The organism is Erwinia sp. BNK-24-b (assembly GCF_047456155.1).
Taxonomy (GTDB): domain Bacteria; phylum Pseudomonadota; class Gammaproteobacteria; order Enterobacterales; family Enterobacteriaceae; genus Erwinia; species Erwinia phyllosphaerae.
The window spans coordinates 976,511-991,169 of record NZ_CP179901.1; the positions used below are offsets into that span (position 1 = coordinate 976,511).

Annotated in this window: 11 protein-coding genes; 5 read left to right on the forward strand and 6 right to left on the reverse strand. The window is 49.4% G+C overall.

Annotation, left to right across the window (positions count from 1 at the left end; translation table 11 throughout):
• Entirely contained in the window at window positions 1-426 is a 426-nt protein-coding gene (locus tag ACMGGR_RS04565) for a tail fiber assembly protein (protein WP_246760682.1), read from the forward strand.
• 345 nt (window positions 427-771) lie between these two features.
• Here ACMGGR_RS04565 and ACMGGR_RS04570 read toward each other — a convergent pair whose 3' ends face one another.
• The 4 genes from ACMGGR_RS04570 to ACMGGR_RS04585 form a co-directional block, all read right to left on the reverse strand.
• Complete coding sequence (locus ACMGGR_RS04570; protein WP_414148264.1) at window positions 772-1,989, reverse strand: DUF6056 family protein; 1,218 nt, start codon at window positions 1,987-1,989, stop codon at window positions 772-774.
• Between the two features lie 241 nt (window positions 1,990-2,230).
• Window positions 2,231-3,610, reverse strand: coding sequence for a hypothetical protein (locus ACMGGR_RS04575; RefSeq protein WP_414148265.1), 1,380 nt, complete (start codon window positions 3,608-3,610; stop codon window positions 2,231-2,233).
• A gap of 5 nt (window positions 3,611-3,615) precedes the next feature.
• Window positions 3,616-4,893, reverse strand: coding sequence for an O-antigen ligase family protein (locus ACMGGR_RS04580; protein ID WP_414148266.1), 1,278 nt, complete (start codon window positions 4,891-4,893; stop codon window positions 3,616-3,618).
• Between the two features lie 320 nt (window positions 4,894-5,213).
• Window positions 5,214-6,053, reverse strand: coding sequence for a MurR/RpiR family transcriptional regulator (locus tag ACMGGR_RS04585; protein WP_414148267.1), 840 nt, complete (start codon window positions 6,051-6,053; stop codon window positions 5,214-5,216).
• 161 nt (window positions 6,054-6,214) lie between these two features.
• Here ACMGGR_RS04585 and murQ point away from each other — a divergent pair, with 161 nt between their 5' ends.
• The 3 genes from murQ (at window position 6,215) to tadA (ending at window position 8,442) form a co-directional block, all read left to right on the forward strand.
• Window positions 6,215-7,123 (forward strand): N-acetylmuramic acid 6-phosphate etherase, encoded by a 909-nt coding sequence (gene murQ, locus ACMGGR_RS04590; RefSeq protein WP_414148268.1) that lies wholly within the window; start codon window positions 6,215-6,217, stop codon window positions 7,121-7,123.
• Between the two features lie 125 nt (window positions 7,124-7,248).
• Window positions 7,249-7,887, forward strand: a complete 639-nt coding sequence (gene yfhb, locus ACMGGR_RS04595) for a phosphatidylglycerophosphatase C (protein WP_246760688.1) — start codon at window positions 7,249-7,251, stop codon at window positions 7,885-7,887.
• Between the two features lie 39 nt (window positions 7,888-7,926).
• Window positions 7,927-8,442, forward strand: a complete 516-nt coding sequence (tadA, locus tag ACMGGR_RS04600; protein WP_414148269.1) for a tRNA adenosine(34) deaminase TadA — start codon at window positions 7,927-7,929, stop codon at window positions 8,440-8,442.
• Window positions 8,443-8,581: 139 nt separating this feature from the next.
• Here tadA and mltF read toward each other — a convergent pair whose 3' ends face one another.
• Entirely contained in the window at window positions 8,582-10,039 is a 1,458-nt protein-coding gene (gene mltF / locus ACMGGR_RS04605; RefSeq protein WP_414148270.1) for a membrane-bound lytic murein transglycosylase MltF, read from the reverse strand.
• A gap of 266 nt (window positions 10,040-10,305) precedes the next feature.
• Here mltF and purL point away from each other — a divergent pair, with 266 nt between their 5' ends.
• Complete coding sequence (purL, locus tag ACMGGR_RS04610) at window positions 10,306-14,193, forward strand: phosphoribosylformylglycinamidine synthase (protein ID WP_414148271.1); 3,888 nt, start codon at window positions 10,306-10,308, stop codon at window positions 14,191-14,193.
• Between the two features lie 50 nt (window positions 14,194-14,243).
• Here purL and ACMGGR_RS04615 read toward each other — a convergent pair whose 3' ends face one another.
• Window positions 14,244-14,414: a hypothetical protein gene (locus tag ACMGGR_RS04615; protein WP_414148272.1), complete on the reverse strand. Its 171-nt coding sequence runs from the start codon at window positions 14,412-14,414 to the stop codon at window positions 14,244-14,246.
• Window positions 14,415-14,659 lie beyond the last annotated feature (245 nt).

A 14,659-nucleotide genomic window follows, 5' to 3' on the forward strand; every position in this document is an offset into this window, starting at 1 on the left:
ATGAATAATTATTTTTATAGTAAAAAAAGTAATGGATTTTATCCGGCTTCTATGAAGGGAATATATGAATTGTCACCTGATGGCTGGCCCAGCGATGCGGTTGAAGTTAGTGAAGAGGATTATAATAATCTTTATTCAGGGCAGGCTAAAGGTAAAAAAATTACTGCAGATGATAAAGGCTATCCGGTTCTGATTGATCCACCTGGGCCAACTCAGGAAGAGCTTATCGCTGCCGCAGAAGAAAAACGTGATATGTTAATAGCTGAAGCAGCGATAAAGATAGCGCCACTTCAGGATGCTATTGATCTGGATGAGGCTACTCAGGATGAACAAATTAAGCTTACAGCCTGGAAAAAGTATCGAGTTTCATTAAACCGTATTGATATCAGCAGTCCGCAAGAAATTGTTTGGCCGGGGCAACCTTAATTTTGGATAAATATCAATGATTTTAAATAATGAGATAATAATAGAGATGAAATTTGCTTTGATTTTAAATTAAATGCATTTGTCAATATATTAAGTAAAATTCAATCCAGGACTTTATCTTACAAGTCACAAGGTTTGATTATGTTATTTATAAGGGTGAACAGTACAGCACTTTATTCAAGATGATGTAATTTTTATCTGATGGGGGTAAAGTAGGCGTTCTTATTTATATCTAAGTCAATGTTGCTCTGCTCATTTTCATAAAGGTGGTGATGCAGTTTTTTTATTGCCATCACCACCCTACCTGATAAAATAATGAAACCCTCAGTTTTTATCCGCTGTAAATTATTTTGCGCGGTAATGTCTTATTGTATGTATTATACTGGCTGTCGCTAAGGAACAAATAATCATTGCGGAAACAAAAAATATTCTTTGCCCTGATGAATATAGAGTAGGCGATAATCCAAGCATTACGGTGCTTGCATAGGAGGATACATAAACTACCATCATAACTAGCGCTATCTTAAACTTTCTCCGCAAGAACCAAAACAATAATATTGTAGCACCCGAAAAAAATAACACGGTTATAATTCGGGCGATTGAAAAAAAGCTTGATATACTATCCGAATTGAATTTAAATATTGTATCGAAATTCATTTCATTAAACATATGTCGCTGAAATAAGATTAAAGATATAGTCAGTAAAAGCAGAAAGGATGAGGTGATTTTCACCCGTGAGTCAGGAGAAAGCACTATGAGTGAGCAGTAAATGATAGCTATGGCAATCGGCTGTATTGAAAAGAACTGGTCAAAAGAAAGATTTAAACCAGATGCAATTTTTCCATAGAACGTCATATTAACAAAATCTGGATTCCATCTACCTATTTCCAGATGAAACCTGGAAGCATTTCCCGGGCAAAAAATAATATACAAAAAGACCAGCGTGGTAGCGATCAATGCGCATATGGAAACGCCACGCCTTTCATTTTTAAATAAAACTATTATGGCTACCAGTAAAATAATGTTTGTCACGACAATTTGTTCATTGAAAGAAGAGAGGGTAAATAAAAAAAAGACGAGTGAGTATATCATCTTTTTGTTATAAATCCCCTTACACCCTTTAATTAAAGCATATCCGGCAACAGCAAGCGCGAATGGCCATAAATAATTCAATGAACCAGTTATCCATAAAATCCCTTCCTTAAAGAAACCTTTTTTTAGAGATGATATTATTAATGTCAAAAATATTATACTAGTCAGAAAAAGTTCTTTTTTATTCTCAGAGATGATATAAGAAATAGCACTGACTGCTATTGCGAAAAAAAAGGCGTTACACAACTCCCAAAGGAATCTGTGTTTTATTATACTTATTAAAGCAAGTTCTATTGGGGTACGGGAAGACCAGCCTTGATATCTGCTTATCAAAAAATCCACTATATTTATATCGTAAGACTCTTTTAAAAACCATAAGTCATCTGAGTAATAAGAAATACCCTTTGCGTGGAGATATAAAAATGCGCATGAAAATATGGTAACTAGCATATAACCGGTTGTTTTTACCATTGCTTTTCCCTTTAGTTTCCTTTTATAAATTAATGTCATTATATGTTATCACAAATAGCGACTTCGTTTAATTATTTATTGTGTTTACTTTGCTGATTGACTCACAAATCTATTGCGGCTCAATTTTTTTGGAATAAATAATTATTATCATATCCTGAAATGTTAATACTTCATCTGGATTGCCAGATTGTTTTTTAATAATTTTAGATTGCTTATTTTCTGCAGGGTTGGAAGTGGGTTTTTACGTCAGGGGAATAGCTATAAACTGACGATTGGGAGCAGATTTTATAAATTTCTCTGATAGCCGGGAGCGTAAGGTTTGAGAACGCGATGATTTAACATCCAGGATAAGATCGTCATTGAAAAGTACAGGCATAATATGTATTCTTCCACCAGATAGCCAGTTAACATTATTTGAAAGATGCCAGAAGTCATCGTAACCAAAATTTAAATGGTTTTTCTCTAAAAAAGACATGTGCTGATTAGTCAGCTGCTTCTGATCTTGAAAAGGCTTATCGGTAATATGATATGAATAACATGAAGATGCCACGTAAAAAAACAATAAAAACAGGTAAAATGGATTTTTAGTTAAAGCATAACATAATGTTGATATAATAACAGAAAAGCAAATAACATTTACAAAAAACCTTGCGCTAACTATAGAAGGTAAATCATAACTAATAATAAAAGATGAAATTATCGCAGCAATAGTCAGAAAGCTGAAGAGCGCGATAAAAACAGTTTTATTATTATGCTTTAAACATTTATATAAAGCCCAGACCACCATCATCGTCCAGATAATCAGTGAAGATGTACAGGCCAGAAAATTGTCTACAAAAAACAAGTTAAGGCTTTTTCCCAGTACCTGAACCGTCCATTGAACATTGATAAGCCATTGATCAACCGGAACCAGTTTAAAACGTTGAATGGGCAATCCAGGCATTCTTGGCAGGACATGCGTCATCGACAAAATAAACGCGACAAACACGATGCCGGTAGTTTTCACCGATATTACTTTTTTCCATGAAAAATAAATATTCACCAATAACAAAGGTAAAAAGTAGGTAGCTGAGAACCACGGATCGGAAACGGCAACCAGTAGGGAAATAATACTATAAGCAACAGCCAGCGGAACAGAGTTCTTTTTGAGATTATAAAGGCTCAAAGCCAGACAGACTGCGCCAAAAAAGTTTGTAGAGTAATGTGAAAAGGGATGAGCAACAAAACCAAATGTATAAACAAAAGCGGGAAGGCATACTAAAGCTAATATCGCCAGGAGTGCATGCCAGGTGCGGGTAATGGAATATAAAATTGCTGCAAGAACGATCGCCGTCATCGCAACAAAAACCGACGTTGATAGCGTTAGTGGAAAAATGCCATCATCGCCCGTTAATAAAAAGAAAAGAAAATTGATGGGGTAAACGGTAAAATACCAGTTGTCGGGCGTGGGTGCCCAGTCTTTAAATACGGATATACCTTCAGCAAGTAAGGCTCGCCAGACCAGAGAACTGTTGGCGGCATCCGGTTCAATCGGAAAGTGTCTGCTGGTTAACCCGTAAGCAACCCAAAATGTAAGGATTGAAATGATTATAAAAAAATAAAAACGATTTATCTTAGACACTGTTATCAATCCCTGATTTTTTCAATACTGTTAACGCTAGCCAGTAAAATTAACGTGCTCAGTAACGCTATATATTCTATTGAGGTCAAAACGACATCCGTCATACCATAGAGTAGCGCAGATAATGCCACAATGGAGACGGGATTATCAAAAATACCCTTTGTACCATTATCAAAAATTAACTTTATAAAGAAGAAGAGAAGGATCAATACGCCAAACACGCCAAAAAGAGAAGCGTACTGTATAAATTCATTATGTAAATGAACATCAATATATTCAAGCGCGAATGAATTTGGATGATTAACGCCAAGCCAGCTACGCAGGATTGTATTTCTGGTGGTTTGCGTTTCGCCAAAGGGATGCTGCTTTATAGCGACAATGCCTGATTGCCAGAGTGAAAAACGTGAGCCTAAAGAGGTATGGTCGTCGCCTTTTGTGAACAGGCTTATTTCCTGCTGCGTCGTTTCAAATCGAGATAAGATGATGTTTTTGCTTAGTAAAGCAACAACAAAAAAAGCTAAAAGGATGGCAACCAGCGGCAAGGGTTTAATCACTTTTCCACGCCATAAGGCGCTAAGCATAATCGCTATAGAAAGCAGCGTATGGATAAGCATTGCCGAACGCGTTTCGGTAAGAAGTATAATGTAGATGGAAAGCAGACAGGTTAAGATGATTGCCGAAAACCTGACGGGTAAGGATTTTATCTGGTTCAGCATCGTCATCATAGCAAGTGCCATCGCACTATAAGCATAGGCGGTCATCGTGGCACGGTTTATACCAAGAACAATTCTGTCAACACCATTTATATGCTGCCAGATACCATAGACGCTGGAAAGGATAAAGGCAGCAGATAATGAAATCCAGGTTAGCTTAAATAATAATTCTTTATTAACCAGTTTGTTCTTCACGCCCCATAGTGTAAATAAGGCAATAAGAGAGGCCAGGAACCATCTTTTGGCAGGCGTAAATAGAAGGCCATTATCAACATTGGGAACGATATTAAATGATACAACAAGCGACCACGTCGAATACATTGCTGCCAGAAGCAGGCCGGGAAGTATTATTTTTGCAGAAAAGAGAGTGGAACGGATACTTTTAAAATTGAGTAAAATCCCTGCACCACAAAGATAGCTGCAATTATAGAATGCAATTCGGCCTGCTTTTTCATGGATAAAGCCAAGGGGAAGGATAAGCAAAAGTAGAATTAAAGAAAGACTGAATATCACTCTGGTGATTTTTTCGGTCCTTGCGCAGCCATCATGAAGAGGAAGTGAGTCGTACATTCGGGATATTTTCCTTGTTACAAGGGAATGTTTTACTAATTTAGTGAACTCTACCTGAATAAACTTCCGATAACACCTGGTTCATATAGCATTTTCATATCTTCAGGATAATTATCTCAGGCCCTGCATTTTTGGTGAAAAACCAGCCATCTTATTTTAAAAAATGGTTTTCGTTTATAGCTGATTTATATAGGAAAATCAAAAAAACATAGCCAGCATCTGTGCATAGATTTTGTTTACATTCGTTAAAAGAGTCTGGCAAAGCGCGTAAACCATATTACCTGTCAGATGCTTACCCGTTTTTTTCTGCCAGTGGCTTATCACACCAGCTTCTTCACCAGCGCCTCGCTGTGGCGAATATGACTGGAAGCCCGTTCGGGATCGTGCTGGACCAGCGCCATAAACAGCAGATCGGTCAGCGCCAGCTGTGCCGAAGTAGAGGAAATTGATGCGCTGCTTGTGCTTTGCTCCTCAGCCACCGTATAGAGACAGTGGGTTGCGCATTGCTGCAACGTATTTGGCGTAAAACCGGTAAATGCCAGCACGCTGGCACCCGTGCGCCGTGCTTCCTGCGCGGCCAGGTTAATTTCTCGCCGCTCGCCGGTATAGGAAATTGCCAGCAGCACATCATCCACCCCGAGCGCCTGCACGCTGGCTAATAGCGCATGCATATCCTGTTCCGCTACCACATGAATGCCAATCTTCATTAGCTTCCACGAAAAATCTTTTGCTACCAGGCCAGAAGCGCCAATACCCACCAGAACGATTCGCTTTGCATTTTTTAACAGGTTTAGCGTCTGTAACAGCTTCTCTTCACTATTGATATCCAGCGTGGCGCGGATCGCCGACTGCTTCTCCGCCAGCAGTTTTTCGCCAACCACTTTTAAAGGATCGTCGCTTAAAATAAGGTTGTGGACGGTAATAGCATCCTTTTCCGCCAGCGATTCGCTCAGCGCCAGTTTTAAAGCCGGGAAACCTTTATAACCGAGCTTTTGCGCAAATTTAACCACGCTGGACTGGCTAATACCGGCTTCTTCCGCCAGCTTTTGCGAGCTAAGATGACGCGCCCGATCCGGCTGTGACAGCAGGAAATCAGCCAGTCGCCTTTCGTTCAGGGCCAGCGTGGGATAAAGCTGGCGAATACGTAGCAGTGAACTCATCCTGGTACTCCTTTCAGACTGGTCTGCACACGGTTCAGCAGGCAAACTACCCTGACCAGAGCGGTTCGCTGATGGCCAGCGGGCAGTCAGCGGGCAGATGAGAATATAATATTCAGCAATTTAGCCCGACAAAGAATTAAAAATTCACCTGAGAGGATAGCATGAATTTAGGCTCACTGATTTCAGAAACGCGCAATGTTGAGACAATGGAGCTTGACGGCCTGTCCACGCTGGAGATGGTCACAAAATTTAATGAGCAGGATGCGACTGTGGCTGACGCCGTGCGGCAAACGCTGCCGGAAGTGGCGAAAGCAGTCGAGGCCGCAGCTTACTCGCTTCAGCAGGGGGGACGACTAATTTATATGGGCGCAGGCACCAGTGGGCGTCTGGGCGTGCTGGATGCTTCCGAATGTCCGCCAACGTTTGGCGTGCCGCACGGTGTGGTAGTGGGCCTGATTGCTGGCGGGCCGGGAGCGTTACTGAAAGCGGTCGAAGGTGCGGAAGATAATGAACAGCTGGGCGTAAGCGATTTACAGGCGATAGCGTTGAAGCCGCAGGATATGGTAGTGGGCCTGGCCGCTTCTGGCCGGACACCTTATGTTATCGGCGCGTTGCGCTTCGCCCGCCAGCTGGGCTGTAAAACGGCGGCTATTTCCTGCAATCCTGACTCCCCCATAGCGCGGGAAGCGGAGATTGCCATTTCTCCCGTTGTAGGGCCGGAAGCGTTAACAGGATCGACACGTTTAAAATCCGGTACGGCCCAAAAGCTGGTACTTAATATGATTTCAACCGGCGCGATGGTCAAAATCGGCAAGGTTTACCAGAATCTGATGGTCGATATGCAGGCTACCAACGTTAAGCTTGTCGATCGCGCCTGCCGTATGGTTTGTCAGGCAACGGGCTGCGAAAGGGCGGAAGCGGAGAGCGCGCTACAGCAAACGGCTTATGAAGTTAAGCCCGCCATCCTGATGGTGTTAAGCGGCGTTGATGCCGTACGGGCCAAAACGTTGCTTAGCAAACATCGGGGCTTTTTGCGGGCGGCGCTGCAGGAAAGCGGTCACTCTTCATAAAATTGTTATCCCGATAAGGTGCGCGCCTGAAGTTTTGACACTGTTATCTCAGCGTTCACTATTATTACTGGTTAGCAAGCGGCGTGAAAGCGCATGGTTTATGGGATCCCCCTGAGGAGAAAGGTTTGATTACTGGCCAGGAACGACGCGTGGTGTTTTTCGATCTTGACGGCACGCTGCATCAGCAGGATATGTTCGGCACTTTTATGCGCTATCTGTTATGGCGTCAGCCGCTTAATCTGTTGCTGGTGATACCTTTGCTGCCGGTAGTGGGTGCAGGCATGCTGTTAAAAGGACGCGCGGCGCGCTGGCCGATGAGCCTGCTGCTGTGGTCAATAACGTTTGGGCACAGCGAAGCAAGGCTGCTTGCCAGAGAGAAAGCTTTTGCGCAGTGGTTCCGTCAGCGGGTAACGGCCTTTCCTGTCGTGCAGCAGCGGCTTACGGACTATCTTAACAGTGCTGATGCGGACGTCTGGCTGATTACTGGTTCGCCACAGCCGCTGGTAGAGCAGGTCTATTTCGACTCCTCTTTTTTGCCGAAGGTAAAGCTGATCGCGAGCCAGATGGCGCGCGCTTACGGCGGGCGAGTGCTGGCGATGCGCTGTCTGGGGCATGAAAAGGTTGCGCGGCTTGAAGAGCAAATCGGCACGCCTCTGCAGCTTTACAGCGGCTATAGCGACAGCAAGCAGGATAATCCGCTGCTGTTTTTCTGTCAGCACCGCTGGCGCGTGACGCCGCAAGGGGAACTGCAACAGCTTGAGTAAACGGGTATACTGCCCGGCGTTTTTTGGCTGGAGGCTCAGGTGAGCAATACCCTTAATGATGAAAAGTGGATGCGCTATGCTTTGACGCTGGCGCGCCGTGCCTGGGAAGAGGGCGAAGTACCGGTCGGTGCCGTGCTGGTACAGAACGACAGCGTCATCGGCGAAGGCTGGAATCGGCCTATCGGCCATCACGATCCTACTGCCCATGCGGAAATTATGGCGCTGCGCCAGGGCGGCAAGGTGCTGGAAAATTATCGCCTGCTGGATACCACGCTATACGTTACGCTGGAACCTTGCGTGATGTGCGCAGGCGCGATGGTACACGGCAGAGTAGGGCGGCTGGTGTTTGGTGCCAGAGATGAAAAAACCGGGGCGGCGGGCTCATTGCTGGACGTGCTGGGGCATGCGGGCATGAACCATCAGGTTAAAGTCGAGGAGGGCGTGTTGGCCGCAGAGTGCGCGGCAATGCTGAGCGACTTTTTCCGTTACCGCCGAGCAGAGAAAAAAGCGTTGCGCGATAAGCTACGCGCCGCAGCGCAGAAGGACGCAGAGTAATGTTTTGTTGTTGGGCCTGACGTTGCCGATAAATTAACGTCAGGCCGGAACGCAGACAGGCGAGTATCCGTCCATAAAGAAGCATTTTGCGCGTCCATGCGCGAAAACGGCGATATCGATATCGGTCAGCCAAACTTTTTCAGTTTACCGCTACCTTCGGTTCAACGGCCGGATAGCCTTTACCAAGCTGTGCTTCCAGTGCCGCCTGCTGCGCCAGCTTCCTTTCCTGATCCTGTAAATAGCCCACCAGGCTGAGCTGGTAGATGCGGATATTCTCCACATAGTTATAGGCTTCCTGGCCGCGTGCATAGCCGTAGGTCGTCTGGCTGTAATAGCGTTTCTGGCTCAGCATCGGCAGCCGCTGCTTAACGTCGGCCCAGCTGTCCGGGTTGCCTTTCTGCTTTTCGGTCAGCCTGCGCGCGTCCAGCATGTGGGCATAGCCCATATTATAGGCCGCCAGCGCGAACCAGATGCGTTCATCCTCGGGGATAGTCGGCGGCACCTTGGCCATCATCCGCACCAGATATTCACTGCCGCCGCGAATGCTCTGTTCCGGATCGGTTCTGTCGCTAACGTCAACGCTGTCGGCCGTATTGCGCGTCAGCATCATCATGCCGCGTACGCCAGTCGGCGACGTAGCCTGCGGATTCCAGTGCGATTCCTGCCAGGAAATGGCCGCCAGCAGGCGCCAGTCGATCTCCTGGGCATATTTTTCAAACAGCGGCCGAATGCCGGGCAGGGTGCTGTCGATAGCGCGCAGAAACGTGCTGGTATCGACATAGTCAAAAGTCCCGACGTGGCCCAGATACTTCTCATCCAGCCGCGCCATCGCGCCTTCTTCCGCCATCTGGTTAAAATAGTCCAGCATTGCGGCATACAGGCTGTCGTCATCGTCGCGCGGCATATACCAGGTGACCGGCTCTTCATCGGTAATATCAAAAGCCACCGCCAGCTGCGGATGAATACGTTGCAGCAGCGCGATCGACACCGAATCGCCTACCGTATAGTCAAGCTTGCCGTCGGCCACGGCTTCCAGCAGCGCGTTCGGGCTTTGATCGGTAGAGATTGCCCAGTCGAGATCGGGATACTGATTCTGTCTGATATCGCGCAAGGTAGAGGCGAAGGCAGAATCAGAAGCCACCGTCAGACGTCCCTTTAGCGCACCCAGATTTGGCGGGCGTGGCTTGCCCATCCGGTAAACCAGCTGCTGAGAAACAGAATAGTAGGTTGGCCCGGTACGAAAGTGCGTAAGGCGATCGTTGTTATAAATCAGGCCGGCGGCCAGCATGTCCGCTTTGTTATTTTCCAGGTCGTCAAACAGCTCGCTGAGGTTTTGACGCACCGTGATTTGCAGTTTTACTCCCAAATAACTGGCGAAGCGTTTTGCCAGCTCGTAATCCATACCGGCTGGCGCTTTATTCACTGTGTAGTAAGTCAGAGGCGAATTGAGCGTGCTGACGCGCAAAACACCCCGCGATTTTATCTGTTCTGTTCGATCCAGCCCGCTGCTGTGCCACGGGATTGACGGCCACAGCGCCAGCGCGAGCAGCAGCGTTACCAGCCCGACAAACAGATAATTAATTTTCAGGCGTTTCAAATGGTTATCTCTCGATGTCTCTCAGGATTCTGTCTGTAACGGCAGTATTTATGGTCTGAAATGGCCCTGAGCGTGGGGCATTTTGCGCAACTCCACCGACCTGCGCAACTGAATTCATCCGGAATTGTGCGCTTTTCAGGCAATTCCTCTGTGCGATAAATTCTGCGCAAACGGTTTCGTAACAGGTGGGGATTCTCTATAATAGCGCCCGTTTTCCCTGTTGCGCCCAAAGAAGCGTCGCCTGGCGCTCTGACGAGAGATCTTTAATGATGGAAATTCTGCGTGGTTCGCCCGCTCTGTCGGCATTTCGTATTAACAAACTGCTGACCCGCTTTCAGGACGCTCACCTGCCGGTGAGTGACATTTACGCCGAGTACGTCCATTTCGCCGATGTCAGCGCGCCCTTAAGCGAGGATGAAAAATCCCGTTTGCAGCGCCTGCTGAAATACGGTCCTTCTCTCGCCGAACACACTCCCGAAGGTCGCCTGCTGCTGGTGACGCCGCGTCCGGGAACCATTTCTCCCTGGTCTTCCAAGGCGACGGATATCGCCCATAACTGCGATCTGCCACAGGTATTGCGCCTGGAGCGCGGCCTGGCTTTCTATGTGAAAGCGCCGCAGTTTACCGAAGCGCAGTGGAGCGGGCTTGCCGCGCTGCTGCACGATCGTATGATGGAAGTGGTGCTGAGCGATCTGTCTCAGGCTGAACAGCTGTTTGCCCATCACCAGCCGGCACCGCTCACCAGCGTCGACGTGCTGGGTGAAGGCCGCGCGGCGCTGGAGCAGGCTAACCGCAAGCTGGGCCTGGCGCTGGCAGAAGATGAAATCGACTACCTGCAGCAGGCTTTTGAAAAACTCGGGCGCAACCCGAACGACATTGAGCTTTATATGTTTGCGCAGGCAAACTCCGAGCACTGTCGTCACAAAATTTTTAACGCCGACTGGGTAATCGACGGCGTGCAGCAGCCTAAATCGCTGTTCAAAATGATCAAAAATACCTTTGAGAAAACGCCAGACCACGTTTTGTCCGCCTATAAAGACAACGCGGCGGTAATGGAAGGTTCTCAGGTAGGCCGCTTTTATGCCAATGCCGACAGCCAGTACGATTTCCATCAGGAAGAAGCACACATCCTGATGAAGGTGGAAACGCATAACCACCCAACGGCTATCTCGCCGTGGCCTGGCGCCGCTACCGGTTCCGGCGGTGAAATTCGTGATGAAGGCGCAACGGGGCGCGGCGCGAAACCGAAGGCGGGCCTGGCAGGCTTCTCTGTTTCTAACCTACGCATTCCAGGTTTTGAACAGCCGTGGGAAGAGGATTTCGGCAAGCCGGATCGTATCGTCACCGCGCTGGATATCATGACCGAAGGCCCACTGGGCGGCGCGGCGTTTAATAACGAATTTGGACGCCCGGCGCTGACCGGCTACTTCCGTACCTATGAAGAGCAGGTTAACAGCCACAACGGCGTCGAGCTGCGCGGCTACCACAAGCCGATTATGCTGGCTGGCGGTATCGGTAATATTCGTGCCGATCACGTGCAGAAAGGTGAAATCACCGTTGGCGCGAAACTGATCGTACTGGGCGGCCCGGCGATGAATATCGGCCTGGGCGGCGGCGCGGCTTCCTCAATGGCTTCCGGCCAGTCTGATGCGGATCTCGACTTCGCTTCCGTACAGCGCGATAACCCGGAAATGGAACGCCGTTGTCAGGAAGTGATCGACCGCTGCTGGCAGCTGGGCGAAGAAAACCCGATCCTGTTTATTCACGACGTCGGCGCGGGCGGTCTTTCTAACGCCATGCCGGAACTGGTCAGCGATGGCGAGCGCGGCGGCCGTTTTAATCTGCGCGACATCCTTAGCGATGAGCCAGGCATGAGCCCGCTGGAAGTCTGGTGTAACGAGTCGCAGGAACGTTATGTGCTGGCCGTTTCGCCAGAAAAACTGGCGCAGTTTGATGCGCTTTGCCAGCGTGAACGCGCGCCTTATGCCGTTATCGGTGAGGCGACGGAAGAGCTGCATCTGACGCTGAACGACAGCCATTTCGACAACAAGCCAATCGATATGCCGCTGGACGTGCTGTTGGGCAAAACGCCGAAGATGACGCGCGACGTCAGCACGCTGAAGGCCAAAGGCGAGCCGCTGGCGCGTGAAGCGATAACGGTTGCCGATGCCGTGCATCGCGTGCTGCATCTGCCGACCGTGGCGGAAAAAACCTTCCTGATAACCATAGGCGACCGTACTGTTACCGGTATGGTTGCACGCGATCAGATGGTTGGCCCATGGCAGATCCCGGTTGCTAACTGCGCCGTGACCACCGCCAGCCTGGACAGCTATTACGGCGAAGCGATGGCGCTGGGCGAACGTGCGCCGGTTGCCTTACTGGATTTCGCTGCTTCCGGTCGTCTGGCCGTGGGCGAGGCGCTCACCAATATCGCCGCGACGCAGATTGGTTCACTGAAGCGCATCAAGCTTTCCGCAAACTGGATGGCGGCAGCAGGCCATCCGGGCGAAGATGCCGGGCTGTATGAAGCGGTGAAGGCCGTAGGCGAAGAACTCTGTCCGGCGCTGGGAATTACGATTCCGGTCGGCAAAGATTCAATGTCGATGAAAACCCGCTGGCAGCACGGCACCGAGCAGCGCGAAATGACTTCGCCACTCTCTCTGGTGATCACCGCTTTTGCCCGCGTGGAAGATGTACGTCGTACCGTTACGCCACAGCTGCAACCAGACCGTGACAACGCGCTGCTGCTGATTGACCTGGGCCGTGGCCTTAACGCACTGGGCGCAACCGCGCTGTCGCAGGTTTACCGTCAGCTGGGCGACAAGCCTGCCGACGTGCGCGACGCTACACAGCTGGCCGGTTTCTTTAACGCCATGCAGGCGCTGGTGGCTGAAGAGAAGCTGCTGGCCTATCACGACCGTTCCGACGGCGGCCTGCTGGTCACGCTGGCAGAAATGGCCTTTACCGGCCACTGCGGCATTGAGGCGGATATCGCCGCGCTGGGTAGCGATTCTCTGGCGGCGCTGTTTAACGAAGAGCTGGGTGCGGTGATCCAGGTTGCTGCTGAAGATCGCCAACACGTTGAGCAGATCTTTGCCGATCACGGCCTTGCCGACTGCGTTCATTTCCTTGGCCACGCGCTGCCTGGCGATCGTTTTGTTATCACTTCCGGTGATTCGGCGGTCTATAGCGAAAGCCGCACGACCCTGCGTACCTGGTGGGCGGAAACCACCTGGCAGATGCAGCGTCTGCGCGATAACCCAGAGTGTGCCGATCAGGAACACGAGGCGAAGAAAAACGATCTCGATCCTGGCCTGAACGTGAAGCTGGCATTCCGGCCGGAAGAAGATGTCGCCGCTCCTTATATCGCTAAGGGCGCTCGTCCGAAAGTGGCCGTGCTGCGTGAGCAGGGCGTTAACTCCCATGTGGAGATGGCTGCCGCGTTCCATCGCGCTGGTTTTGACGCGGTTGACGTGCACATGAGCGACCTGCTGGCTGGACGCCGTGGCCTGGAAGAGTTCCAGACGCTGGTTGCCTGCGGCGGCTTCTCGTATGGTGACGTGCTGGGTGCCGGGGAAGGCTGGGCGAAATCTATTCTGTTCAACAGCCGCGTGCGCGACGAGTTCGAAACCTTCTTCCACCGTCCGCAAACGCTGGCGCTGGGCGTCTGTAACGGCTGCCAGATGATGTCTAACCTGCGCGAACTGATCCCGGGAAGCGAAGCCTGGCCGCGCTTTGTGCGTAACCAGTCCGAACGTTTCGAAGCCCGCTTCAGTCTGGTAGAAGTAGCGGCCAGCCCGTCGCTGCTGCTGGACGGCATGGCAGGCTCCCGCATGCCGATTGCCGTTTCCCACGGTGAAGGTTTTGTCGAGGTGCGTGACGAAGCGCATCTGGCGACGCTGGAGCACAAAGGACTGGTAGCGCTGCGCTTTGTCGACAACTTTGGCAAAGTGACAGAAAGCTACCCGGCTAACCCGAACGGTTCACCAAACGGCGTCACGGCCGTGACCAACGAAAGCGGTCGCGTCACCATCATGATGCCGCATCCGGAGCGCGTTTTCCGCACCGTCAGCAACTCCTGGCATCCGGCGGAGTGGGGCGAAGACAGCCCGTGGATGCGTATTTTCCGTAACGCGCGTAAGCAGTTAGGTTAATACGCCAGGCGTAATAAAAGGGCAGCTTCGGCTGCCCTTTTTTAATCCCGTTATCCCGTTTGTTGTAAATCAGCGACACGGCCAATCTTATGTGTCGCTAAATAGCGACACATAACCCATTGATTAAGCTTATCTATTAAGGTTAATCCTAAAGATGTTTCTTTCTGGCGACACTTTCCTGGCGCTGTGAAAACCGAATCCCCTGCGTATAAATCCATCATGTTTTTTTCTTCTTATTAATCAATGCAATAAAAAATAAATTTAAACATGGCACGGGTTTTGCTATAGTTTACCCAGTGGCTCATTCACCTGGTTATGACAGCCCTGCGCAAGCGGTCAAGCGCTTCATAACAACCTCGAATGACGCACAATACGGTGCCTGCCGTCCACCGGACCGATAACAGACCAGCAATGGCTTTATCACACCACGGGCGCAACGTTGAGTTAGGCACCACCTTTTTCGGCA

Bases quoted from the DNA above. Each gene is read 5' to 3' on its own strand.
- ACMGGR_RS04585 (WP_414148267.1), bottom strand. From the start codon at position 6,053: ATGAGTTCACTGCTACGTATTCGCCAGCTTTATCCCACGCTGGCCCTG.
- ACMGGR_RS04580 (WP_414148266.1), bottom strand. From the start codon at position 4,893: ATGTACGACTCACTTCCTCTTCATGATGGCTGCGCAAGGACCGAAAAA.
- ACMGGR_RS04565 (WP_246760682.1), top strand. From the start codon at position 1: ATGAATAATTATTTTTATAGTAAAAAAAGTAATGGATTTTATCCGGCT.
- murQ (WP_414148268.1), top strand. From the start codon at position 6,215: ATGAATTTAGGCTCACTGATTTCAGAAACGCGCAATGTTGAGACAATG.
- purL (WP_414148271.1), top strand. From the start codon at position 10,306: ATGATGGAAATTCTGCGTGGTTCGCCCGCTCTGTCGGCATTTCGTATT.
- ACMGGR_RS04570 (WP_414148264.1), bottom strand. From the start codon at position 1,989: ATGGTAAAAACAACCGGTTATATGCTAGTTACCATATTTTCATGCGCA.
- ACMGGR_RS04615 (WP_414148272.1), bottom strand. From the start codon at position 14,414: ATGATGGATTTATACGCAGGGGATTCGGTTTTCACAGCGCCAGGAAAG.